18 protein-coding genes and 1 tRNA gene are annotated in these 22,819 nt (G+C 33.7%); 11 read left to right on the top strand and 8 right to left on the bottom strand.

The features are described from left to right. The first annotated feature begins 23 nt into the window (after positions 1-23). The 11 genes from EV196_RS01725 (at position 24) to EV196_RS01775 (ending at position 17,380) form a co-directional block, all read left to right on the top strand. Positions 24-1,886 carry a DUF4270 domain-containing protein gene (locus EV196_RS01725; RefSeq protein ID WP_132214258.1) on the top strand — a complete coding sequence of 621 codons (1,863 nt, stop codon included), beginning with the start codon at positions 24-26 and terminating at the stop codon, positions 1,884-1,886. A 159-nt stretch (positions 1,887-2,045) separates the two neighbouring features. Next, positions 2,046-3,893, top strand: a complete 1,848-nt coding sequence (gene glmS / locus EV196_RS01730; protein ID WP_132214260.1) for a glutamine--fructose-6-phosphate transaminase (isomerizing) — start codon at positions 2,046-2,048, stop codon at positions 3,891-3,893. A gap of 223 nt (positions 3,894-4,116) precedes the next feature. Further along, positions 4,117-6,864 carry a TonB-dependent receptor gene (locus EV196_RS01735; protein ID WP_132214262.1) on the top strand — a complete coding sequence of 916 codons (2,748 nt, stop codon included), beginning with the start codon at positions 4,117-4,119 and terminating at the stop codon, positions 6,862-6,864. A 13-nt stretch (positions 6,865-6,877) separates the two neighbouring features. Then, entirely contained in the window at positions 6,878-8,422 is a 1,545-nt protein-coding gene (locus EV196_RS01740) for an SGNH/GDSL hydrolase family protein (protein WP_132214264.1), read from the top strand. A gap of 175 nt (positions 8,423-8,597) precedes the next feature. Beyond that, positions 8,598-9,305, top strand: a complete 708-nt coding sequence (gene pyrH / locus EV196_RS01745) for a UMP kinase (protein WP_132214266.1) — start codon at positions 8,598-8,600, stop codon at positions 9,303-9,305. Positions 9,306-9,348: 43 nt separating this feature from the next. After that, positions 9,349-9,906, top strand: a complete 558-nt coding sequence (frr, locus tag EV196_RS01750; protein ID WP_132214268.1) for a ribosome recycling factor — start codon at positions 9,349-9,351, stop codon at positions 9,904-9,906. 59 nt (positions 9,907-9,965) lie between these two features. Beyond that, positions 9,966-11,231, top strand: coding sequence for a hypothetical protein (locus EV196_RS01755; protein WP_165876078.1), 1,266 nt, complete (start codon positions 9,966-9,968; stop codon positions 11,229-11,231). A gap of 48 nt (positions 11,232-11,279) precedes the next feature. Then, positions 11,280-13,685 carry an efflux RND transporter permease subunit gene (locus EV196_RS01760; protein ID WP_132214270.1) on the top strand — a complete coding sequence of 802 codons (2,406 nt, stop codon included), beginning with the start codon at positions 11,280-11,282 and terminating at the stop codon, positions 13,683-13,685. Positions 13,686-13,783: 98 nt separating this feature from the next. Further along, positions 13,784-15,217, top strand: a complete 1,434-nt coding sequence (asnS, locus tag EV196_RS01765) for an asparagine--tRNA ligase (RefSeq protein ID WP_132214272.1) — start codon at positions 13,784-13,786, stop codon at positions 15,215-15,217. 97 nt (positions 15,218-15,314) lie between these two features. Beyond that, positions 15,315-16,775 (top strand): RNA polymerase factor sigma-54, encoded by a 1,461-nt coding sequence (gene rpoN / locus EV196_RS01770; protein ID WP_132214274.1) that lies wholly within the window; start codon positions 15,315-15,317, stop codon positions 16,773-16,775. Further along, positions 16,775-17,380 carry a hypothetical protein gene (locus EV196_RS01775; RefSeq protein WP_132214276.1) on the top strand — a complete coding sequence of 202 codons (606 nt, stop codon included), beginning with the start codon at positions 16,775-16,777 and terminating at the stop codon, positions 17,378-17,380. Before rpoN ends, EV196_RS01775 begins: the two co-directional genes overlap by 1 nt. 4 nt (positions 17,381-17,384) lie before the next feature. Here EV196_RS01775 and EV196_RS01780 read toward each other — a convergent pair whose 3' ends face one another. The 8 genes from EV196_RS01780 to EV196_RS01815 all read right to left on the bottom strand — a co-directional run bounded on the left by EV196_RS01780 (position 17,385) and on the right by EV196_RS01815 (position 22,646). Further along, entirely contained in the window at positions 17,385-18,077 is a 693-nt protein-coding gene (locus tag EV196_RS01780) for a porin family protein (RefSeq protein WP_132214278.1), read from the bottom strand. A 122-nt stretch (positions 18,078-18,199) separates the two neighbouring features. Beyond that, the gene (locus tag EV196_RS01785) at positions 18,200-18,676 is read right to left on the bottom strand and encodes an ExbD/TolR family protein (RefSeq protein ID WP_132214280.1); all 477 of its coding nucleotides are present in this window, start codon (positions 18,674-18,676) and stop codon (positions 18,200-18,202) included. Between the two features lie 15 nt (positions 18,677-18,691). Then, on the bottom strand, positions 18,692-19,282 hold the full coding sequence (locus EV196_RS01790) for an ExbD/TolR family protein (protein ID WP_132214282.1): 591 nt from the start codon (positions 19,280-19,282) through the stop codon (positions 18,692-18,694). 3 nt (positions 19,283-19,285) lie between these two features. Further along, complete coding sequence (locus tag EV196_RS01795; RefSeq protein WP_132214284.1) at positions 19,286-19,708, bottom strand: hypothetical protein; 423 nt, start codon at positions 19,706-19,708, stop codon at positions 19,286-19,288. 18 nt (positions 19,709-19,726) lie between these two features. Further along, positions 19,727-20,500: a MotA/TolQ/ExbB proton channel family protein gene (locus EV196_RS01800; RefSeq protein WP_132214286.1), complete on the bottom strand. Its 774-nt coding sequence runs from the start codon at positions 20,498-20,500 to the stop codon at positions 19,727-19,729. Positions 20,501-20,578: 78 nt separating this feature from the next. Continuing rightward, positions 20,579-20,666: transfer RNA gene (locus EV196_RS01805), tRNA-Ser, on the bottom strand. A gap of 77 nt (positions 20,667-20,743) precedes the next feature. Then, positions 20,744-21,769 carry an asparaginase gene (locus EV196_RS01810; RefSeq protein ID WP_132214288.1) on the bottom strand — a complete coding sequence of 342 codons (1,026 nt, stop codon included), beginning with the start codon at positions 21,767-21,769 and terminating at the stop codon, positions 20,744-20,746. A gap of 109 nt (positions 21,770-21,878) precedes the next feature. Further along, entirely contained in the window at positions 21,879-22,646 is a 768-nt protein-coding gene (locus EV196_RS01815; protein ID WP_132214290.1) for a TatD family hydrolase, read from the bottom strand. Positions 22,647-22,819 lie beyond the last annotated feature (173 nt).

Genomic DNA, 22,819 nt, shown 5'->3' on the forward strand with positions numbered 1-22,819 from the left:
ATTACATTCATTTCAACATATATATGAAGAAGACCATTAAAGCCCTTAAATATCTTACTGTTTTATTATTAGTATTTTTATCTTTTATTGCTTGCGACAAAGATTTTTCGGTTGTTGAAAGTGATGTGCTTGGGGAACAAAATCTAAATTTTAAAACTGATACATTAGGCTTTCAAATAGCCGCTTACAACAAAAAACTAGAGTCATTACAAATTAACGGTTTGTCTTCAAATTTATTGGGCGTTTATAACGACCCAGCGTATGGGCAAACCATGGCCAGTATCATAACCCAAATAACACCCACTACACTCAGTCCCAATTTTAATGATACACCGGCAATAGACTCTGTTGTTTTAAGCATTCCTTATTTTAGTAGAGTTACAGGTACAGATACTGATGGCAACCCTACTTATACGATATTAGATTCTTTATATGGTTCAAAAACTGAAGAAGATATCAAACCTTTTAGATTAACTATTTATCAAAATAATTATTTTTTAAGAGATTTTGATCCAAGTGCTAGTTTAAATGAAACACAAAAATACTACTCGAAAGCAGATGGCAGCATTAACAGTACAGATAATTTCGCTTTAAACGGTAGTTCTATTATCAATTTTGACAGCAATAAAGGAGCAATAATTAAAGACACTGTTTTTGCACCTAGCAGCAACTCGATTAGATTAGACACTTTTGATGATGATGGTGAATTAGAAACAACAGTGTACATAGCGCCTGCTTTTAGAACAAAATTAGACCCAACTTTTTGGAAAGCTGCTATTCTAGATAAAGAAGGAGACGCTGTTTTAAGTAGTGCCAACGACTTTAAAAACTATTTTAGAGGCTTGTATTTTAAAGCTGAAGCTGTTAACGGTGATGGCAGTATGGTTTTATTAAATTTAGCATCTACCAATAATGCTAATATTACTATTTATTATTCCATTAATGATGCCGATGCTGATGCTGACGGTATTCCTAATTATGCAGATATAGATTTTACTGGTACCGTAGACACTGATATTGATGGCATTAACGATACATGGGATATAGATGCAACAACGACGGCTACAGACAGTGACGGAGATGGCATAAGAGATGATATACCTAGCCCAGGTTCTTATGTGCTTAATTTTACGGGAAATATACTTAATACATTTATTAATGATTATAGCCAAGTTACATTTCCAACAAACCCTAACACGGAAATTGGTGATGAAAAGCTTTATTTAAAAGGTACAGAAGGCTCTATGGCTGTTGTAGATTTGTTTAACGGTATGGTAGATTATACCGATAGTGACGGATTCACCTCATCCATTCCTGCATTAGAAAAATTTAAAAAAGAATATAGAATACCACTTGAAAATGGCGAATACAAAAAAGACGCTAACGGCAACTATATTTTAAAACGCTTTATTAACGATGCACAATTAATTGTTTTTGAAGACGATAACCTTCTAACTGGCGGGGATACTGATTTACATCAATACGACCGAATTTATGCATACGATATAGAAAACAACACGCAACTTGTTGATTACAATTACGACTCTACAGCAGGGAATACAGTAACACCGTATTTTTCTACTTATTTTCATTTAGGACTACGTGATACTGATGATGCAAATGTTTCAAAATATAAAATTCATTTAACCGAGCATTTAAATAATATTTTACTTAGAGATTCAACAAATACAAAAATAGGTCTGGTTTTATCCAGCAATGTAAACAAAGTCAATAGTTCTAAAATTCTAAATAGTACAGGTGAGGTTACAACAGTTCCTTCAGTATCTATATTAACACCACGGGGCACTATTTTGTATGGAACTAACCCAAGCGTACCAGCTAATAGAAAAATGAAATTAAAGGTGTTTTTTACGGAGCCTAAGTAATTAAAATATAAAAAATTCACACTACGGAAGCATTTTTAAGTGATTTAAAAGTGATTTTTATCGTATAAAATTAGAACTTTATATGATATATATCTTTAAATAGTGTTTTATTTTACATATTTGTCTGGAACTAAAATACCAAAAACTAAACTATAAATTATGTGTGGAATTGTAGGATATATTGGAACAAGAGAAGCGTATCCAATTATAATAGAAGGACTTAAACGACTAGAATACAGAGGTTATGATAGTGCTGGTATCGCACTTTTTGACGGTTCAGAACTTAAAATTTCCAAAACAAAAGGAAAAGTTTCAGATTTAGAAGCACGTGCAGATAAAGAAATAACCAAAAACGGCAATATTGGTATTGGACACACAAGATGGGCAACCCATGGTGTTCCAAACGATGTTAATTCACATCCACACATTTCCAATTCTGGAGACTTAGTTATTATTCATAATGGTATTATTGAAAATTATGAAACTTTAAAACAAGAATTGATTTCTAGAGGATACACTTTCAAATCGGATACAGATACCGAGGTTTTAATAAATTTAATTGAAGAAGTAAAGAAACAAGAAAACGTTAAGTTAGGTCAAGCCGTTCAAATTGCTTTAAATCAAGTTATTGGCGCTTATGCTATAGCTGTTTTCGATAAAACGAAGCCAGAAGAAATTGTTATCGCCCGTTTAGGAAGCCCCTTAGCCGTTGGTGTTGGTGAAAATGAATATTTTATTGCTAGTGATGCCTCTCCTTTTTTAGAATATACTAAAAATGCCATTTATTTAGAAGATGAAGAAATGGCGATAATTAGGTTCCATAAAGGCATTAAAGTTAGAAAAATTAAAGATGACTCTATAGTGCCTGCCTATGTTCAAGAACTTCAAATGAATTTAGAGCAAATTGAAAAAGGTGGCTATGAACATTTCATGTTAAAAGAAATACACGAACAACCAAAAGCAATTACAGATACGTATAGAGGGCGCTTATTAAGAAACGAAGCTATAATAAAAATGGCGGGTGTTGAGGATAACATGAAAAAATTCCTTAATGCGAATCGTATTATCATTGTAGCTTGTGGTACTTCATGGCATGCTGGTTTAGTAGCAGAATATATATTTGAAGAATTGGCAAGAATACCTGTTGAAGTTGAATATGCTTCAGAATTCAGATATAGAAACCCAATTATTGGTGAGAATGATGTTGTTATTGCTATTTCACAATCTGGTGAAACCGCCGATACTTTAGCCGCCATAAAATTAGCAAAATCTAAAGGTGCTTTTGTTTTTGGCGTTTGTAATGTAGTAGGTTCATCTATTGCCAGAGAAGCCCATGCTGGCGCATACACGCATGCAGGCCCAGAAATTGGAGTTGCTTCAACAAAAGCATTTACTACACAAATTACGATTTTAACCCTAATGGCATTACGTTTGGCTAGAGCTAAAGGCACTATTAGTAGTTCAGACTTCAGACAGCATTTATTAGAATTAGAATTGATTCCTAATAAAGTAGAACAAGCACTAAAATCGGATGCACATATTAAAATGATTGCAGACATCTATAAAGATTCCCGCAACTGTTTATATTTAGGAAGAGGTTTTAATTTCCCTGTGGCATTAGAAGGTGCTTTAAAATTAAAAGAGATTTCATATATACACGCTGAAGGGTATCCTGCTGCTGAAATGAAGCATGGTCCTATCGCTTTAATTGACGAAAATATGCCAATTATTGTAATAGCAACAAAAAAGGGGCATTACGAAAAAGTAGTAAGCAATATTCAAGAAATTAAATCGAGAAAAGGAAAAATTATAGGCATCGTAACCGAAGGTGATACCCAAGTTAGAGAATTGGCAGATCATGTTATTGAAGTTCCAGACACCTTAGAATCTTTATCTCCTTTATTAACTACCATTCCTCTTCAACTATTATCTTACCATATCGCTGTATTGTTAGGTAAAAATGTAGATCAACCCCGTAACTTAGCAAAATCTGTTACAGTAGAATAATTAAAAAACTATTTAGATAATTAACATAAAATGAAACGTCATAATCAAAACTTGATTATGACGTTTTCTTATTTATAGCCTATTTTTTTACATATAAATCAATATTTACCCCCTTTTTTTGTTAAAACCTACTATGCATGCATAATTTTTATGCACTTTTTTTACTAAGTAATATTTAATTTATTTATATTGCTCAACTCAAACTAAAACTAAATAATACTAAATGAAAACAATTCTTCCTTTTTTACTGTTGTTTTTTTGTGGCTTCACTTATTCACAAACTACAATCTCTGGCTCTGTAACAGACGATAATAACCAACCCATACCCGGGGCAAATATTATTGTTGTAGGAACTTCCACAGGAACAGTTACAGATTTTGATGGAAACTTCACACTAACCTTTGGGCAAAACCCACCTTTTAGCGTTCGGTCAAGTAGTGTAGGTTTTGAAACTATTACCATGCAAGTAACAGCGAATAATCAAAAATTAAATTTCATTCTTAAAGAAGGTACGTCATTGGACGAGGTCGTTATTTCAGCTTCCAGAACACCAGAACGAATTTTTGAATCGCCAGTAACGGTAGAACGCTTAGGGCTTAAAGAAATAAAAAATACTGCTTCTGCCGATTTTTATGATGGTTTGGAAAACTTAAAAGGTGTAGATGTGAATGTGAATAGTTTAACTTTTAAATCTGTTAATACCCGTGGTTTTGCAACTTTTGCTAATAATCGTTTCATGCAATTGGTAGATGGTATGGACAACTCCTCACCGGCACTAAACTTTCCTTTAGGTAATTTGGTAGGGATGACAGAAACAGATGTTTTAAGTATTGAACTTTTACCAGGAGCATCATCGGCTCTTTACGGAGCAAATGCGTTTAATGGTATATTATTCATGCGAAGCAAAAACCCTTTTCAACATCAAGGTATTAGTGCATCTATTAAAAGAGGAATCACATCACAAAAAGCTTCTGGCGATAACCCCTATACAGATGTAAGTTTTCGTGCAGCACACAAGTTTAGCAATAAATTTGCTGCAAAAGTCAACTTTGGGTATTTAAAAGGAACCGATTGGGCTGCAAATAGTGAGGTTGATAAAACCAATATTGGTGGTACGCGCGCAAATACAGATTATGATGGTGTTAACGTGTATGGTGATGAAGTTTCTACAAACCTTAAAGCTGTTAAAGAAAGTCCCGCATTTTTAGCTCAACTACCAAACTCAGCTTTAGCAAATTTAGTCCCAAATGTTGTGGTTAGTAGAACAGGTTATGATGAAGGTGACTTAACTGACTATAATGCTGAGAGTGTAAAAGCTGATTGGGGTTTATATTACAGACCATTTGAAGACGATTTTGAAATATCATATGTTGGAAAAGTAGGCTCGGGCTCCACCATATACCAAGGTACAAACCGATACAATATTGATGGTTTCTTTCAACAACAGCATAAATTTGAAATTAAAAACGACAACTTTTTTTTAAGAGGCTACGTGGTTACAGATAAAGCCGGAGACTCTTATGATATGGTGTTTACTGGAATCAACATAAACAGAGCATGGAAGGACGATAATACGTGGTTTGGTGAATATGCTGGCGCATATATTAGTGAAACCCTTAATGGTGCAACAGATGCTGAAGCCCACGCAGCAGCAAGAGTTGCAGCAGATACAGGCATGTTATCACCAGAATCTGATGGCTTTAAAGCAGCTTTTAATAGAAGTATTGCAGACCCAGATTTATCGACTGGTTCAAAATTTCAGGATGAATCTAAATACTATCATGCAGATGGAAACTACAATTTTAGCCAGTTAATAGATTTTGCCGAAATTCAAGTTGGTGGCTCTTATAGAAAATATAACTTAAACTCATTTGGAACTATCTATACAGATAAAGATGGACCAATTGAATATTCTGAATTTGGCGTTTATACACAAATTCAAAAAGATTTGGAATTAAATGATATGCTAAAATTAAAGTTAACAGGTTCTGTAAGATATGATAAATCTGAATTTTTCGATGGTTTCTTTTCTCCAAGAATTTCTGCAGGCTTAACTGTTAATGAAAACCATAATATTAGAGCTTCAGTACAAACCGGATTTAGAAATCCCACAACCCAAGATTTATTTATAGGGCTAAATGCTGGTAGAGCAATTTTAGTGGGTTCTGCTCCAAACAATTTAGACCGGTATGTGCATGTTGATGGCGCTTTTACACAAACTGGTCGCGTGGCTTACGAAAATTCATATACCGCTACTTCAGTACAAGAGCTTGCTGCTACTGGAAACCCTGCTGTTTTAGAAATTGCAAATCCAGATTTAATAAAACCAGAACAAGTTTCATCTGCCGAAGTTGGGTATAGAGGAAAATTTAATGGTATCATAGTAGATTTTAGTGCTTATTACAATAAGTATAAAGATTTCATTTCCCAAGCCGTTGTAATCTCTCCATACTATGGAACTGTGGGTGATGGTGCAGCATCTGTTGCCGCTATCGCTAATGGCGATTACCAAGCATACAGCACCTATACAAACTCACCTGCCGATGTGAACTCTTATGGTGCATCTCTTGGCCTATCAACCAAAGTTTTTGGGGATTTTGACTTAGGTGGAAGCTACACCTTTTCTAAATTAGATTTCGACCAAAACAAATACCCAGATTTTACAACAAATTTTAATACTCCAGAACATAAATTTAAAGCAACTTTTGGCAATACGGAATTGTTTAAAAACTTCGGTTTTAATGTCGCTTACAGATTTAGTGATGATTATTTTTGGGAAGCAACTTTTGCAAATGGCGTAGTACCAGAATTTCATGTAGTGGATGCTCAAGTTAACTTAACGGTACCGAGTATGAAATCAATTTTTAAAGCGGGAGCAACTAACCTTACTGGTAAAGAATACTTTAGTGCTTACGGAACAGGACATATAGGTTCTATGTATTATATATCATGGACAATTAACAACTTATAAAATGAAGACTATTATGAATACAAAATATATATGGCTGTTATTAACACTTATTGGTTTTACAGCATGTAATGATATTGAAGATGTAAGCAGAGAAGAAGTTCAAGTATTACCTGAACTAACAACAGGTTCGGTCGATTTCTCATCATATGTAGCCGTAGGAGCTTCATTTACAGCAGGTTTTACAGATAGCGCTTTATTTATAGCATCCCAAGAAAACTCGTTCCCGAATATATTATCCCAACAATTTGCAAAAGTTGGAAGTGGTGATTTCACACAACCTTTAATGAATGATAATTTGGGTGGTATTGCTTTAGGCGGGGTACAACTAGCTGGTTCAACGGTAGCACCAAGATTAGTTTTTGGTGGCGCTGGTCCTGTACCATTGGCAACCGCTTTAGGGCGTCCTGTACTCTCAACCACAGATCTAGCCGTAAATAACTTAACTGGGCCCTTCAATAATATGGGAGTTCCTGGTGCCAAAAGTTATCATTTACTTTTTGATGGCTACGGAAATATAGCGAACTTAGCAACTAAAACCGCTAACCCTTATTTTGTAAGAATGGCATCTAGTGCTACGGCTACCGTATTAGGTGATGCTATGGCAAAAAAGCCAACATTTTTTACATTATCTGAAATTGGAGGTAATGATGTTTTAGGATATGCCTTATCGGGTGGAGACGGAACAGACGTTATAACCCCAAGTACTGGAGCTGTAGGTGTAGGTTTTGATGCTACTTTTAGTTACTTGGTCACCACCTTAACTTCTAGCGGTGCAAAAGGTGTTGTAACCAATGTGCCTTACATTACAGATTTACCCCATTTTACTACAGTTCCTTATAATCCAATTCCCTTAGATGCTGCAACAGCTGCATACTTAAATAGCGTTGCTGCCTATGGCGCATATAATGCAGGTCTTGTTCAAGCTTTTGCTTATTTAGTAAGTGTTGGTGCAAAAACACAAACGGAAGCGGATGCCGAAATCGCTAAAAGAACCATCTCTTTCTCAGCTTCAACTAATAACGCCGTTGTAATTATGGACGAAAGTTTAACGGATTTAACTAGTATTAATCCTGCTTTAGAAAGCATGAGACAAGCAACTTCTGCAGATTTATTCGTTTTATCGGCTTCATCATTTATAGGAACTCTTGCTGTACCAGGAAATGCTCAAACCGTAAACGGCGTTGCGGTTCCTTTAGAAGATAAATGGGTACTTATACCTAGTGAACAGGCTACTATTAAGGCAGCTACCGATGCTTATAATACAACTATTGCTAGTGTAGCAACCTCTAATCCTAACATAGCTTTAGTAGATTTAAATAGTATTTTACAAGAATTAGCCTCAACAGGAATTTCTTTTGATAGCTTTACCATGAATGCTAAATTAGTAACTGGCGGCGCTATTAGTTTAGATGGCATACATCTAACCGCTAGAGGTTATGCTTATATGGCAAATAAATTTCTGGAAGCTATTGATGCTAAATTTGGCTCCAATTTTGTAGAATCAGGAAATGTTGCAAAAGCAAAAGACTATCCAACAAATTATTCTCCAACATTATAAAATTTCAATTATATTAAACCACTATCTTATAGAGCATAGTGGTTTTTTTATGCCATAAAACGACTTTAACCATTTAAAATATGGTTCCTATTTTTAACCATCACTATTTTTGATAAATAGGTTTTCGGTAAAGAACAAAAAATTATGTAGTTTTGCTGAACTTTCAAAAACTATTATGAAATATAAAAGAATTCTTTTAAAACTTTCTGGTGAAGCCCTAATGGGAGAACGCCAGTACGGTATTGATCCAGAACGTTTATCCGAATATGCAAAAGACATTAAAACCATAACCGACAAAGGCGTTCAAGTTGCCATCGTTATTGGTGGTGGTAATATTTTTAGAGGTGTTGCCGGCGCAAGTAACGGTATGGACCGTGTACAAGGAGACCATATGGGTATGCTAGCAACCGTTATAAACGGGTTGGCGCTACAAAGTGCATTGGAAGATGCTGGTTTACCAACACGCTTACAATCTGCCGTACACATCAACCAAGTTGCAGAACCTTTTATACGCCGTAAAGCGATGCGTCACCTAGAAAAAGGGCGTGTTGTTATTTTTGGAGGCGGAACAGGAAACCCTTATTTCACCACAGATTCGGCAGCAGTTTTACGTGCTATTGAAATTGAAGCCGATGTTATTTTAAAAGGAACTCGTGTTGATGGTATTTATAATGTAGATCCTGAAAAAGATGACAAAGCGGTTAAATTCAATTTCATTTCATTTGAAGATGTATTGAAAAAAGGTTTAAAAGTTATGGATACAACGGCATTTACATTAAGTCAAGAAAATGAATTGCCTATTATAGTTTTCGACATGAATAAAAAAGGCAACTTACTAAAAGTTGTTTCTGGCGAAAAAGTAGGAACCGAGGTAAACCTGTAATTTGGCTTAATTTTTGAGTTATTGATTGAAAAAGTTTCATATTATGAATGAGGAAATACAATTTATATTAGACACTGCAAAAGAGTCGATGAATGCTGCAATTAAGCATTTAGAAAAGCAATTTGTAAACATTAGAGCGGGAAAAGCTAGTCCTGCCATGCTTGGAAGTGTTATGGTGAACTATTATGGTGCCCAAACACCACTTTCACAAGTTGCCAATGTAAACACTCCAGATGGTAGGACCATTACGGTTCAACCTTGGGAAAAAAAGATGCTTCAAGAAATTGAAAAAGGCATCCAAATTGCAAACCTTGGTTTCAACCCCATGAACAATGGAGATACCATAATAATTAATGTACCACCTTTAACGGAAGAACGTCGCCGCGATTTAGCAAAACAAGCTAAAGCGGAAGCAGAAGATGCCAAAATAGGAATTCGCTCTGCTAGAAAAGATGCCAATAATGATATTAAAAAGGCTGAGGATGTTTCTGAAGATTTGAAAAAAAATGCCGAAGTAGATATACAACAATTAACAGATACCTACGTTAAAAAGATTGATGACCTTTTCGATAACAAAGAAAAGGAAATTATGACTGTGTAATTTTAAAGCGACTTTATAGTCGCTTTTTTTTCTACAAACCTTAGCTTTACATTGTACCTATGTTTAAATATGGCATTCTTCTTTTTTGCATTTTGTATGCTACACTATTTCAGGCACAATCTTCTCATGAAAACGATTTAAAAACTTCAAACGATTCTATTAAAAAAAATGCTTTTGTAAAAGGGCTTGGTAATGGATATGTTTCAACTAAATATTTTAATTTCGATTTAAGATATCTTATAAAGTACAATCAATATGAAGGCATACGAACCGGAATTGGCGGTATTACAAATGATGCCTTTTCAGAAAAAGTAAGAGTAAATGGCTATACTGTTTACGGTTTTAGAGACCACCGTTTTAAATACAGTGTTGGCAGTAGTTTTAGGTTAATAGAAAAATCTAATACTTGGATGACGCTTTCATATACCGACGACCTACAAGAAACTGGTAGTACCAAATTTTTAACGGACAAGCGGTTTTTTCAGTTTTTTGAACCCCGTTTGCTTAATATCGATTTATTTCATAAACACATTACAAAAGCAGTGGCGTTTGAACATGAAATATCAAATAATTTAAATACGGAAACTGAATTCTCGACAAGTAACATAGCACCTACCTATAGCTATGGCTATGTGACCGATAATGGCATACTTAACACATTCAAATTAAGTATGGCGAAAGTGGCTCTGCAATGGAAACCCCTAAAAAATTCATCAGCTTCTGAAATAGATTCCAATGAAAATGATTACCCATTAATAACATTGCAATACACCAAAAGCTTTAACGATGTTTTTAAGAGCGACTTAAGTTTTTCAAAATTAGATTTTAGGACCATTCATCAAATAGGAAAAAAAGACGGCAATCTATCTGAAATCACACTTGTTGGAGGTATCGCTAACGGAGATATTCCGTTAACACATTTATACCATGCCTACCCCAACAACATTACTAAAGAAACCATCATGCAACGTTTCTCGGTGGCAGGCACCAATAGTTTTGAAACCATGTTTTTTAACGAATTTTTTTCTGATAAGTTCGCTACATTTCAATTGAAACATTTCCTAAAACCTTTTAATGTTTCAGAACGTTACAAGCCCCAAATGGTTTTAATTACCCGTTATGCCATTGGCGATACAAAACATCCTGAAAAACACCAAAATGTCACTTTCGGATCGCTTAAAAAGGGTTATACAGAATCAGGTTTTGAAATCAATAAACTACTTTTTGGTTTTGGTCTAAGCTTCACCTACCGCTATGGTGCCTACCACTTGCCAGAAATTGGTGATAATGTTGCCTTTAAATTTACATTTAACTTGACTTTATGAGGTATTGCCCTCAATTTTTCTACCTTTGCCCAACTTTTTATTTAAGGTATGTTTAAACTTTTTACCAAAGATTTTTGGGACGTTACGGCACGGTTAATTTTACGTAATAAAATAGGTATTCTTATTGGTATTCTTATTATTACCATTCTATTTAGTACGCAATGGAAAAATATGCGTTTTTCTAATACGGAAGCGAATCTTTTACCAGACGACCACGAAGTAAATATTACCTATAACAACTTTTTAAAAACCTTTGGCGAAGAAGGAAATCTTGTAATTATTGGGGTTAAAGACAGTACGCTATTAACTGTTGATAAACTAAATGCATGGAATAAATTAGCCGATAGTTTTAAAAAATACAAAGAAGTTGAAACAGTTATCTCTGTAAAAGATCTTCAAAAACTTGTAAAAGATACGCTTCATCAAAAATTTGAATTAAAACCATTCATTAAAGATTCTGTTAATTCTTTAGCAGAAATAAATGAGCTAGAAGACGAACTTTTCAACAAATACCCTTTTTACGATAATTTTTTATTCAATAAGAAAACAAAAACCATAAGAACCATTATTTATCTTGATAAGGCCATTGTTAACACGTCGGCTAGAAAAGAATTTATACTTAATGAATTAGAACCAAAAATCAAGGCTTTTGAAGAAGCAACAAATTTAGATGTACGTGTTTCGGGCATGCCCTATATTAGGACCCTAAACGCAAAAGTAATAGTTGATGAAATTGTTTGGTTTGTACTAGCTGCTTTATTGGTAACATCGCTTATTTTCTTTTTCTTTTTTAGGTCGTTTAGGGCTACATTAATTTCATTGGTTGTAGTATGTATAGGCGTTATGTGGACACTGGGTATCATTGGCGCCTTAAACTACGAAATAACGGTTTTAACAGCTCTTATTCCGCCATTAATTATTGTTATTGGTATCCCGAATTGTATTTTTTTAATTAATAAATACCAACACGAAGTAAAACTTCATGGCAATAAAGTAAGATCATTACAGCGCGTTATCACAAAAATTGGTAATGCCACTTTAATGACGAATGTAACTACAGCTTCTGGCTTTGCGACATTCATACTTACAGAAAGCACCCTTTTAAAAGAATTTGGTATTGTGGCATCTTTAAGCATTTTAGGTATTTTTATGCTATGCTTACTTATTATTCCAATTATTTATACGTTTTTACCTTACCCTAAAGACCGCCATTTAGAACACTTAAATAAACGCTGGATTGGTGGTTTTGTGAGTTGGATGGAACGTATGGTTAAACATGAACGTATTGCCATTTATTCCGTTGCTGTGGTGCTTTTAATAGTAAGTATTATTGGTATTTATCAGATAAAAATTTCAGGAAGTCTTATTGAAGATATGCCTCAAGACTCTGAATTCGTTAACGACATCCGTTTTTTTGAAGATGAATTCAATGGCATCATGCCTTTAGAGTTTGTGATTGATACCAAACGCAAGCAAGGTGTAATGAAGCTTTCTACCTTAAGAAGAATGGATGAACTTCAGGAATTAATTACAGAAATACCCGAATTATCAAAACCTATTTCGGTAGTCGATTTGGTTAAATATTCCAAACAGGCTTATTACAACGGCAACACCAAATTTTACCAATTGCCAACATCACAAGAAAATAGTTTTATTTTATCGTATGCCAAAAATTCAACATCCGATGTCGATTTACTTAAAAACTTTGTAGATAGCACAGGGCAATACGCACGCATCACCACCTTTATGAAAGATATTGGCACCGATAAAATGGAACGTATTGAAGAAGATATTCAAACGAAGGTAGATAAACTTTTCCCTAAAGAACAATATAACGTTACCATGACGGGTAAAGCACTGGTTTTTCAAAAAGGAACTACGTATTTGGTGAAAAACCTCGCCATTTCTCTATCGCTCGCTATTTTTTTAATAGCCTTGTTTATGGCGTATATGTTCAGGTCTTTTAAAATGATTATTATATCGTTAATCCCCAACCTTATTCCACTATTAGTAACAGCCGGTTTAATGGGCTATTTGGGCGTTCCTATAAAACCTTCAACCATTTTAGTATTTAGTATTGCGTTTGGTATTTCGGTAGATGATACCATTCACTTTCTCGCAAAATACAGACAAGAATTACAGGCTAATAACTGGAAAATCAAAACATCTGTTTATGGCGCATTACGCGAAACGGGGGTGAGCATGTTTTACACATCCATTGTATTATTCTTTGGTTTTTCCGTTTTTACCATTTCTAGTTTTGGTGGCACCGTAGCTTTAGGTGCTCTGGTATCTGCAACTCTGCTTTTTGCTATGTTATCAAACTTATTATTGCTTCCGTCGTTGCTATTATCTTTAGAGCGTAGCATCGCCAACAAGGAAGTTTTAAGAGAGCCTGCAATAAATATTATTCCAGAGGAAGATGATACGGATGAAGTAGATTCCAATATTTAAATTCTAAATTCCAAACTGAAAATCTTTGGAATTTGGTTTTTAGAATTTGAATTTTCAACTACGAAACCTTTATATTTACATTACTAAATTTAATGCTTATGAAATTACGTACTATTTCAGAATTACTATCGCAAGATTTTGTGAGTTCTGAAGTTGATATAAAAGGATGGGTTAGAACTTTTAGAGCGAACCGATTTATCGCTTTAAACGATGGTTCTACAATTAATAACATACAATGTGTAGTCGATTTTGAAACTTTTGATGAAGCACTTTTAAAACGCATTACCACAGGTGCTGCTATCCACATAAAAGGCGACTTAGTTGAAAGCCAAGGAAAAGGCCAAAACGTTGAAATTCAAGTAAAGGAATTGAAAGTTTTAGGAGATTCAGATCCTGAAACCTACCCTATCCAACCCAAAAAACACTCCTTTGAGTTTTTAAGAGAAAACGCCCATTTGCGTACCAGGACCAATACATTTAGTGCGGTGATGCGTTTACGCTCGTCACTTTCATTCGCTATTCATAAGTATTTTAATGAAAACGGATTTTACTATGTGCACACGCCAATCATTACAGGTAGTGATGCAGAAGGTGCTGGCGAAATGTTTAGAGTTACAAACCTAAATGCTGAAAAACCACCTTTAAATCAAGAAGGTGATGTAGATTATTCTAAAGATTTCTTCGGAAAAGAAACCAATTTAACCGTTTCTGGCCAGTTAGAAGCTGAAACTTATGCCATGTCCTTAGGAAAGGTTTACACATTTGGACCTACGTTTAGAGCTGAAAACTCCAACACATCACGACATTTAGCCGAGTTTTGGATGATAGAACCCGAAGTTGCATTCATGGATTTAGCTGGTAATATGGATTTGGCTGAAGATTTTATGAAATTTGTAATTAAATACATTCTTAAAAACAACCACGAAGATTTAGAGTTTTTAGATGCCCGTTTGCAAGACGAAGACAAAGCTAAACCACAGGCAGAACGTAACGAAATGACTTTAATTGAAAAATTACATTTCGTTACCGAAAATAATTTTAAACGTGTAAGTTATACCGAAGCTATTGATATTCTTCGAGATAGCACTCCAAATAAGAAAAAGAAATTCAAATACATTATTAAGGATTGGGGTACCGATTTACAAAGTGAACACGAACGCTTTTTAGTTGAAAAACACTTTAAATGTCCCGTTATTTTATTTGATTATCCAGCAAACATCAAAGCTTTTTATATGCGTTTGAATGATGATGGTAAAACCGTTCGCGCTATGGATATTCTATTTCCTGGTATTGGTGAAATTGTTGGTGGTGCGCAACGTGAGGAACGTTTAGAGGTACTTAAACAACGCATGGCTGCCATTAATATTCCAGAAGAAGACCTATGGTGGTATTTAGATTTACGCAAGTTTGGAACCGCTGTTCATGCTGGTTTTGGTTTAGGTTTTGAACGTTTGGTTATGTTTGCAACAGGTATGAGTAATATTAGAGATGTTATTCCATTTCCTAGAACGCCTCAAAATGCTGAATTCTAAATAAAAAAATCATACATTAGGCCTGTCAAGTTTTAAAAACCAGACAGGTCTTTTTTTTAGAAATAGTTTTTTTATTTTTACAGAAACCAAATCACGTATGCTCAAGCAACATTTACAATTTAAGTTATCGCAAAAACTGTCGCCACAACAAATTCAATTAATGAAATTGATACAGTTGCCTACGCAAGCTTTTGAGCAACGTTTAAAGCAAGAGCTAGAAGAAAATCCTGCTTTAGAAGGCGGGAAAGAAGAATTGGAAAGTGATTTTGATTCAGATTTTGACAATACTAATGATGAGTTTAACGACAGCGAAACCATTGGTAATGACGACATAAATGTTGATGAATATTTAAGTGATGACGAAATTCCAGATTATCGTACACAAGCCAACAACTACAGTAGTGATGATGAAGAAAAGACGATGCCTTATGCCGCAGGAACCTCGTTTACACAGCATTTAATAAATCAGTTAAACACATACAGACTTGATGACGAAGAATACGAAATCGCCGAATTTTTAGTTGGAAGTGTAGATGAAAGTGGTTATATACGTCGTGCATTATCAGATATTATGGACGATTTAGCTTTCACTCAAAGTATCTATACCACAGAAGAAAAAATAGGCAAAGTACTTAGAATTGTGCATCAATTAGATCCTGCTGGTGTAGGAGCAAGAGATTTGCAAGAATGTTTAAGTATTCAATTACATAGAAAAGAAAAAAATCCAGATACAGAATTAGCTATTGATATTATTGATAATGCATTCGATCAATTCACAAAAAAACATTACGATAAGCTTCTTCAAAAGTTTGATATTTCAGAAATTCAATTAAAAGATGCCATCAACGAAATTGAACATTTAAACCCAAAACCAGGCGGATCGTATGCTGGCAATTATAGAATTGTAGAGCATGTAGTCCCAGATTTTGCCATAAAAATAGTGGATGGCGAACTGGAATTAACACTTAATGGCAGAAACGCACCAGAACTTCACGTATCCAGAGAGTATAACAACATGCTTAAAGGTTATAAAGAGTCGAAAGACAAATCGAAATCGCAAAAAGATGCCGTTATATTTATCAAACAAAAACTTGATGCTGCCAAATGGTTTATTGAAGCCATCAAGCAACGCCAGCAAACTTTGTTTATTACTATGAGTGCGATAATGCATTACCAAGAAGAGTATTTTTTAACGGGTGATGAACGTAACTTAAAACCTATGATCTTAAAAGATGTAGCCGATGAAATTTCTATGGATGTTTCAACGGTATCTAGGGTTGCAAATAGTAAATATGTTGATACGCCTTACGGAACAAAATTGATAAAAGAATTCTTTTCAGAATCGATGACAAACGACCAAGGCGAAGAAGTTTCAACCAGAGAAATAAAGAAAATTTTAGAAACAGTAATTGAAGAAGAAGAGAAAAGAAAACCTTTAACCGATGAAACTTTAGCCTCCATTTTAAAGGATAAAGGCTATCCTATTGCACGACGTACTGTAGCAAAATACAGAGAGCAATTAGACATTCCTGTAGCACGATTACGCAAAAAAATATAATGGATCGCATTTTAAAAAGTATCTCGTTTATTTTTCACCCATTAATTATGCCTGTGTTGGGTGTTGGGTTCTATTATTTTATTTCTCCACGTTTCACCCCACAAGAAATTATATATGCTAAACTTGTATCGCTTACTATCCTAACCATCATTTTACCTGTTTTAATATATTTTTTATTAAAAACATTAGATAAAGTACAGTCTATTTATTTAAAAACAACGAATGAGCGCATTTTACCTCTGCTCTTAAATTGTGTGATTATATTAATTGTTTTGCTACGCATTTTAACACAATCTCAATTTGCTGAACTCTATTTCTTTTTTATTGGCATTTTAATATCAACAATGTCGTGCTTAATATTGGCTATTTTCAGGTTTAAAGCGAGTATTCATATGATTTCTATATCTGGGCTTTTTATGTTCTTCATTGCTTTAAGTATTCATTTTAACATCAATATTAACGACATACTCGCTTTAATGTGTATCATAACAGGCGCCATAGCCACTTCAAGGCTGCATTTAAAAGCGCATAATTACAAAGAACTGCTTATGGGTATTTTTGTGGGAGTTATGCCCCAATTAATACTGGTTAATTATTGGTTGTAGAGCATTATAAAATATAAAACATTAAGCCAACTTTTAGGGTGTTGGTTTTTATATCGTTTCCGTTCACAATGACATCCTTTGAAAAAATTGGATTTAAACCATAATACAAATATAAGTTCCAGGTATTATAGCCTGCAGACAGCGTTAAACCATATTGAAGCTTATTGAAGTCGCTAATATTACGATATTTAAACTCTCCGGAATCTCCTTTAAACTTAGTTGTACTTGTTATCAAGTAACCAATCTTAAACCCCGTATAAATACGCCAAAACTTATACTCAGTTGGTGTTGATGTACGCCATCTAAACTCTACCGGAAGTTCAATTAGTTGGTTTGTATATTTGTTTTTTGAATAAATACTAGAATCATCTAAAATAGTATAGGTAATATTACCATCATTGTCTTTATCAATCAGCAAATTTTCATTGAAAGAATTTAGGGAATACCCCAAGCCAATACCTATGGCTCTATTTCTTGCATCATTTAAAGGCATGTCTTTTATCATACCAAAATGAATACCGCTTGAAAACCCAGTTTGTGATAAATCTTTTGGTTTTTTTCCTAATAAATTATAAGTAATTCCTATGTAAAATTGGTCTTCTTTGTAAAAATGGTCAACATGACTAATACTGTCTTTTTGTGAATAGCACAAATGAGTACTAAGTAAAACAAGTAATATTCTATAAGAAAATTTCATTTTTTAAGCAGTTATAATCCATTATACAAACATACTATATTTATTAAAATGTGAAGTTATTAAAAACAAAAAGGCGTTCTGATATTTCAAAACGCCTTTTTATAAAATTAAGAATATAGAAATTATCTGTTACCTGATACAGCACCTTTTTTGGTGGTGTAATTTATTTTAAGCGCATTTACTTTACGTAATTCTTGCTTAATATCTCCAATTAATCCCATATTAGCATCTTTATCTACTTTTAAAGCTGTAGTTAAAAACGGAATTAATTCTTCTCTTTTTGAAGCTCGCTCAGCAGCAATAAAAGCAGCTATGTCATTAACATCTGCAAAATCATCATTTAGTTGAATTCTGGTTTCAGTACCATAATTTCTATAATTCGCACTTGGTTTACCTGCATATATATACATAACCAAATCCTTCTTATCCAATTTTTCAACCTGATCTGCAAATGGTAAATTATTCTCTATTTTCAAAGTATTCTGTCTCATAACAGTTGCAACCATAAAAAAGAATAATAACATAAATACAATATCTGGTAATGATGCTGTTGATATTGCTGGCATTTCGCCTCCTTGTTTCTTTTTAAATTTAGCCATAATAATGTTTAAATTTTAATTTTGTACTTCTGAAAGCTTTTGAGGATACTCGATTTTTATTTTTTCAAGTTGCTCCTTTAGCCTTGTTTTATCTCCTGGCCAATTAACATCATTAAGGTTCGCTTCCATTTCAACAAAAGATTTGCCATATAAAGCTTCAGCTCTAATGTTTCTTAAATCGTTATATGCTGCCACTAATTCATTTTGAACAGATATATACGTTTTATAGGTTGTTTCACGCTCATTTTTCAATGATATAACAGCTTTATCTGGATTATCAGAAGAATCAGGATTTCTCTTTCCTTTACAATAATCGCATGTGCCGTCTCCTCCATTATCTAAAAATTCGGTGGCTGCCTTTCTCAAATCTTTAAGTTCCATAATCTCCTCTTCTACAAGTAATTGATCTTTACCGTTTAAAAGTACCGTAAAAATATTTTTTTGCTTGATGATAGGTGGTTCTGTGTTATCTTCAATTGGCGGAAGCTTTCTGTTTAATCCAGAATCCGTTTCAATAGTAGTTGTTACTAAGAAAAATATCAATAGTAAGAACGCAATGTCGGCCATGGAGCCTGCATTTACTTCTGGTGCTGCTCTTTTTGCCATAATTTATCTATTTAAAAGTTTTTTTGCGCTTGAAAGAAAGGTTGCAACTATTGCAGTTATAATAAGAAAATAAAAAGCATATAAACCTGCTCCTACATTCTTAGATATACTTTCTGTAATGCCCAAACCTTTATCGTTAAATTGTTTTAAGTCTAAATCTGTACCAGAAGATACCATATAAGAAATTAAAATAACTGCAAAAAATAAACCTACAGTTAGTAAAGTCTTTTTTATATTTCCTGAAAACAAGCCTTTAAGCACGTATATAAGTATTAAAGCTATAACAATAAACAGTACAACATAAGTAACTATTAATATGTTATCTATCATGCTATCTGAATCTGTCGTCATTAGCAATATTGCAAAAACAGCTCCAAGAATACCAAGAGCAAAAGCTAAATACTTGAGTATTTTATATAAATTCATGATTATGTTATTTAATTATTACTTTTTATTTCTAATTAATAAGTCCATTAATGTGATAGAAGCATCTTCCATATCATTAACGATACTATCAATTTTAGCAATAATGTAATTATAAAAAACTTGAAGAATCATAGCAACAACAAGACCAAATACTGTTGTTAAAAGTGCTACTTTAATACCTCCAGCAACAAGTGATGGTTGCATATCTCCTGCAGCTTCAATTTTATCAAATGCTTGAATCATACCAATTACTGTTCCCATGAACCCTAACATAGGTGCTAATGCGATAAATAATGATATCCAAGATACGTTTTTCTCTAATTGTCCCATTTGAACACCTCCGTAAGCTACAACAGCTTTTTCAACAGCGTCTAAACCTTCATCTGTTCTATCTAAACCTTGGTAATAAATAGATGCGATTGGACCTTTTGTGTTTCTGCAAACTTCTTTTGCTGCATCAACTCCTCCAGAAGCTAAAGCGTCCTCAACTTCTTGAGTTAATTTTTTAGTGTTTGTAGTTGAAAGGTTTAAAAAGATAATTCTTTCTATAGCAATAGCTAATCCTAGAATTAAACATAATAATACAATCCCCATAAATCCAGGACCCCCTTCAATAAATCTCTTTTTTAATTCTTGATGAAACCCAAGTTCTTCTGCAGGTGCTGCTGTTTCATCTTGAGTCATACTTGCTACAGTCGTTGCAACTGTACTTGTGTTTGCATTGGTTGTTGCGTTAACAGTTCCAAAAGCCATCATTCCTGTAATGGCAAGGATAGAAAATAATCTTTTCATGTTCTAAATCTTAATTTTATTAGTTAATTAAAGTGTTAAAGATATAAAAAAAATACAATAAAAAAATAAAAATAACAGCAGAGAGGAAGGGATTCGAACCCTCGATACCCTTTTGAGGTATACACACTTTCCAGGCGTGCGCCTTCGACCACTCGGCCACCTCTCTTTATTTATTTAATGTACTTATTTTGGGTGGACAAATAACAAAAAAAACTCCGAAAGTTAAAATTTTAAAGGTTAATTTTAAGACAATTCGCCTCTTAACGACTTTTCGAAAGCAGTTTTAAAACTTTTTTTCGCTATATTTTGTCCCAAAAGATACATCAATTTGGCAATAGCAGCCTCTGTAGTAAGGTCTTTACCAGATATAACCCCTATGTTTTTCAGTTGGTTACTGGTTTCGTAACGCCCCATCACTACACTTCCGCTAACACATTGCGTTACATTTATTATATATACCCCACTATTAATAATTTCTCGCAAAAGATTAATAAACCATGCCTCTGTTGTGCAATTTCCAGAGCCGAAAGTCTCTAAAATAACCGCTTTTAAGCCTGAAGTTGCTAAAATACCTTTTAAAAATACCTCAGATATGCCAGGAAAAAGTTTAACGAGCGCCAAATTCGTATCAAAATTTTTATGAACTACTAAGGATTTTTTTAAATCTGGCTTCCATAAATAATCATAATTAATTTTTAAATGCACTCCAGATTCTGCCAATTCGGGGTAATTTAATGACGCAAATGCTTTAAAATTTTCGGCATTTAGTTTAGTTGTTCTGTTTGCTCTGTACAATTTATATTCAAAATACAAACAAACTTCTTTAATTACTGGGCTCTCATTCTCCCGTAAAGAGGCCGTTTGAATGGACGTAATTAAGTTTTCTTTAGCATCAGTTCTCAAATCACCAATAGGCAGTTGTGAGCCCGTAAACACCACTGGTTTTGCTAAATTTTCCAACATAAAACTTAAAGCAGACGCTGTGTAGCTCATGGTATCGCTTCCGTGAAGCACCACAAAACCATCAAATTTGCTGTAATTTGATTCAATTATTTCAGCAATTCGAACCCAATATACAGGATTCATATTACTGGAATCAATGGGTTTTTCAAAAGAAACTGTTTCAATGTTACATTCTAAAAGTTGTAATTCAGGTATTTTATCTAAAAGATTTTTAAAATCGAAGGCTTTTAGTACGCCCGTTTTAAAATCTTTTATCATACCAATGGTGCCACCAGTATAAATGAGTAAAATGTTTGGTTTAGCCATTTGATTTACGATTTAAGTTATTTCACAGGGATTCACGGAAGTTTCACGGAGTTACACAAAGAAAAACATACATATATTAATTTGTATACGTCTCAAGTAATCCGTCATTTTAAACCCCAAATACATCTTTAGAGTTTTGAGTCGTTACTTTTGCTATCTCTTCTAAAGATACATTATATATATGTGATAATTTTTCCAAAACCTTCATTATATACACACTTTCATTACGCTTACCTCGGTAAGGTGCAGGGGCTAAATAGGGTGAATCGGTTTCTAAAACAATATGTTTCAAATCGATTTGATTTAGAAACTGATCAATTTTTCCATTTTTGAATGTAGCTACACCACCAATTCCTAATTTCATATTATAAGATATGGCTTTTTTGGCCTGTTCTAAAGTTCCTGTGAAGCAATGAAAAATTCCGAATAAATCATCACTTTTTTCAGTTTCTAATACTTCAAATATCTCATCAAAAGCTTCCCTACAATGTATAACTATCGGTAATTTGTGCTTTTTAGCTAATTGAATCTGGTGTTTAAAAGCTTCTTGTTGAATATTCAATGTGGTTTTATCCCAATACAAATCAATTCCAATTTCACCAACCGCATAAAATTTACGATTTTCGAGCATCTCTTCAACGTGTTTTAGTTCTTCCTTATAATTATCTTTAACATGTGTTGGGTGCAAGCCCATCATTAAAAAAATATTTTCTGGATACGCTTTTTCTAATTGAAGCATCGATGCTGTGTATGCTGAATCGATTGCTGGAATAAAAAAACGTGAAACACCTTCATTTAATGCCCGATTAATCATGGCATCTCTATCTTCATCAAAAGCTTCACTATATAAATGGGTGTGGGTATCTGTAATTATCATGTGTTTTTACTATATTTTATATGGTCACGTGCTGTTTGCTATCAATCAATCCAATAAGCGAAAACGTTTTGAACATGCTCGTTTCATGTGGTAAAAATAATGAAGTATTTAAAGTTTAACACTAATTTCACGAATTTTCATGTATGCGAAAAGACCTCACAGGTTTTAAAAAA

Origin of the sequence: Mariniflexile fucanivorans, assembly GCF_004341235.1 — a bacterium.
In the GTDB taxonomy this organism is placed as follows: Bacteria; Bacteroidota; Bacteroidia; order Flavobacteriales; family Flavobacteriaceae; genus Mariniflexile; species Mariniflexile fucanivorans.

What these genes read in the sequence shown, in the direction of transcription:
- EV196_RS01725 (WP_132214258.1), top strand. Translation starts at nt 24, where the DNA reads ATGAAGAAGACCATTAAAGCCCTTAAATATCTTACTGTTTTATTATTA.
- glmS (WP_132214260.1), top strand. Translation starts at nt 2,046, where the DNA reads ATGTGTGGAATTGTAGGATATATTGGAACAAGAGAAGCGTATCCAATT.
- EV196_RS01735 (WP_132214262.1), top strand. Translation starts at nt 4,117, where the DNA reads ATGAAAACAATTCTTCCTTTTTTACTGTTGTTTTTTTGTGGCTTCACT.
- EV196_RS01740 (WP_132214264.1), top strand. Translation starts at nt 6,878, where the DNA reads ATGAATACAAAATATATATGGCTGTTATTAACACTTATTGGTTTTACA.
- pyrH (WP_132214266.1), top strand. Translation starts at nt 8,598, where the DNA reads ATGAAATATAAAAGAATTCTTTTAAAACTTTCTGGTGAAGCCCTAATG.
- frr (WP_132214268.1), top strand. Translation starts at nt 9,349, where the DNA reads ATGAATGAGGAAATACAATTTATATTAGACACTGCAAAAGAGTCGATG.
- EV196_RS01755 (WP_165876078.1), top strand. Translation starts at nt 9,966, where the DNA reads ATGTTTAAATATGGCATTCTTCTTTTTTGCATTTTGTATGCTACACTA.
- EV196_RS01760 (WP_132214270.1), top strand. Translation starts at nt 11,280, where the DNA reads ATGTTTAAACTTTTTACCAAAGATTTTTGGGACGTTACGGCACGGTTA.
- asnS (WP_132214272.1), top strand. Translation starts at nt 13,784, where the DNA reads ATGAAATTACGTACTATTTCAGAATTACTATCGCAAGATTTTGTGAGT.
- rpoN (WP_132214274.1), top strand. Translation starts at nt 15,315, where the DNA reads ATGCTCAAGCAACATTTACAATTTAAGTTATCGCAAAAACTGTCGCCA.
- EV196_RS01775 (WP_132214276.1), top strand. Translation starts at nt 16,775, where the DNA reads ATGGATCGCATTTTAAAAAGTATCTCGTTTATTTTTCACCCATTAATT.
- EV196_RS01780 (WP_132214278.1), bottom strand. Translation starts at nt 18,077, where the DNA reads ATGAAATTTTCTTATAGAATATTACTTGTTTTACTTAGTACTCATTTG.
- EV196_RS01785 (WP_132214280.1), bottom strand. Translation starts at nt 18,676, where the DNA reads ATGGCTAAATTTAAAAAGAAACAAGGAGGCGAAATGCCAGCAATATCA.
- EV196_RS01790 (WP_132214282.1), bottom strand. Translation starts at nt 19,282, where the DNA reads ATGGCAAAAAGAGCAGCACCAGAAGTAAATGCAGGCTCCATGGCCGAC.
- EV196_RS01795 (WP_132214284.1), bottom strand. Translation starts at nt 19,708, where the DNA reads ATGAATTTATATAAAATACTCAAGTATTTAGCTTTTGCTCTTGGTATT.
- EV196_RS01800 (WP_132214286.1), bottom strand. Translation starts at nt 20,500, where the DNA reads ATGAAAAGATTATTTTCTATCCTTGCCATTACAGGAATGATGGCTTTT.
- EV196_RS01810 (WP_132214288.1), bottom strand. Translation starts at nt 21,769, where the DNA reads ATGGCTAAACCAAACATTTTACTCATTTATACTGGTGGCACCATTGGT.
- EV196_RS01815 (WP_132214290.1), bottom strand. Translation starts at nt 22,646, where the DNA reads ATGATAATTACAGATACCCACACCCATTTATATAGTGAAGCTTTTGAT.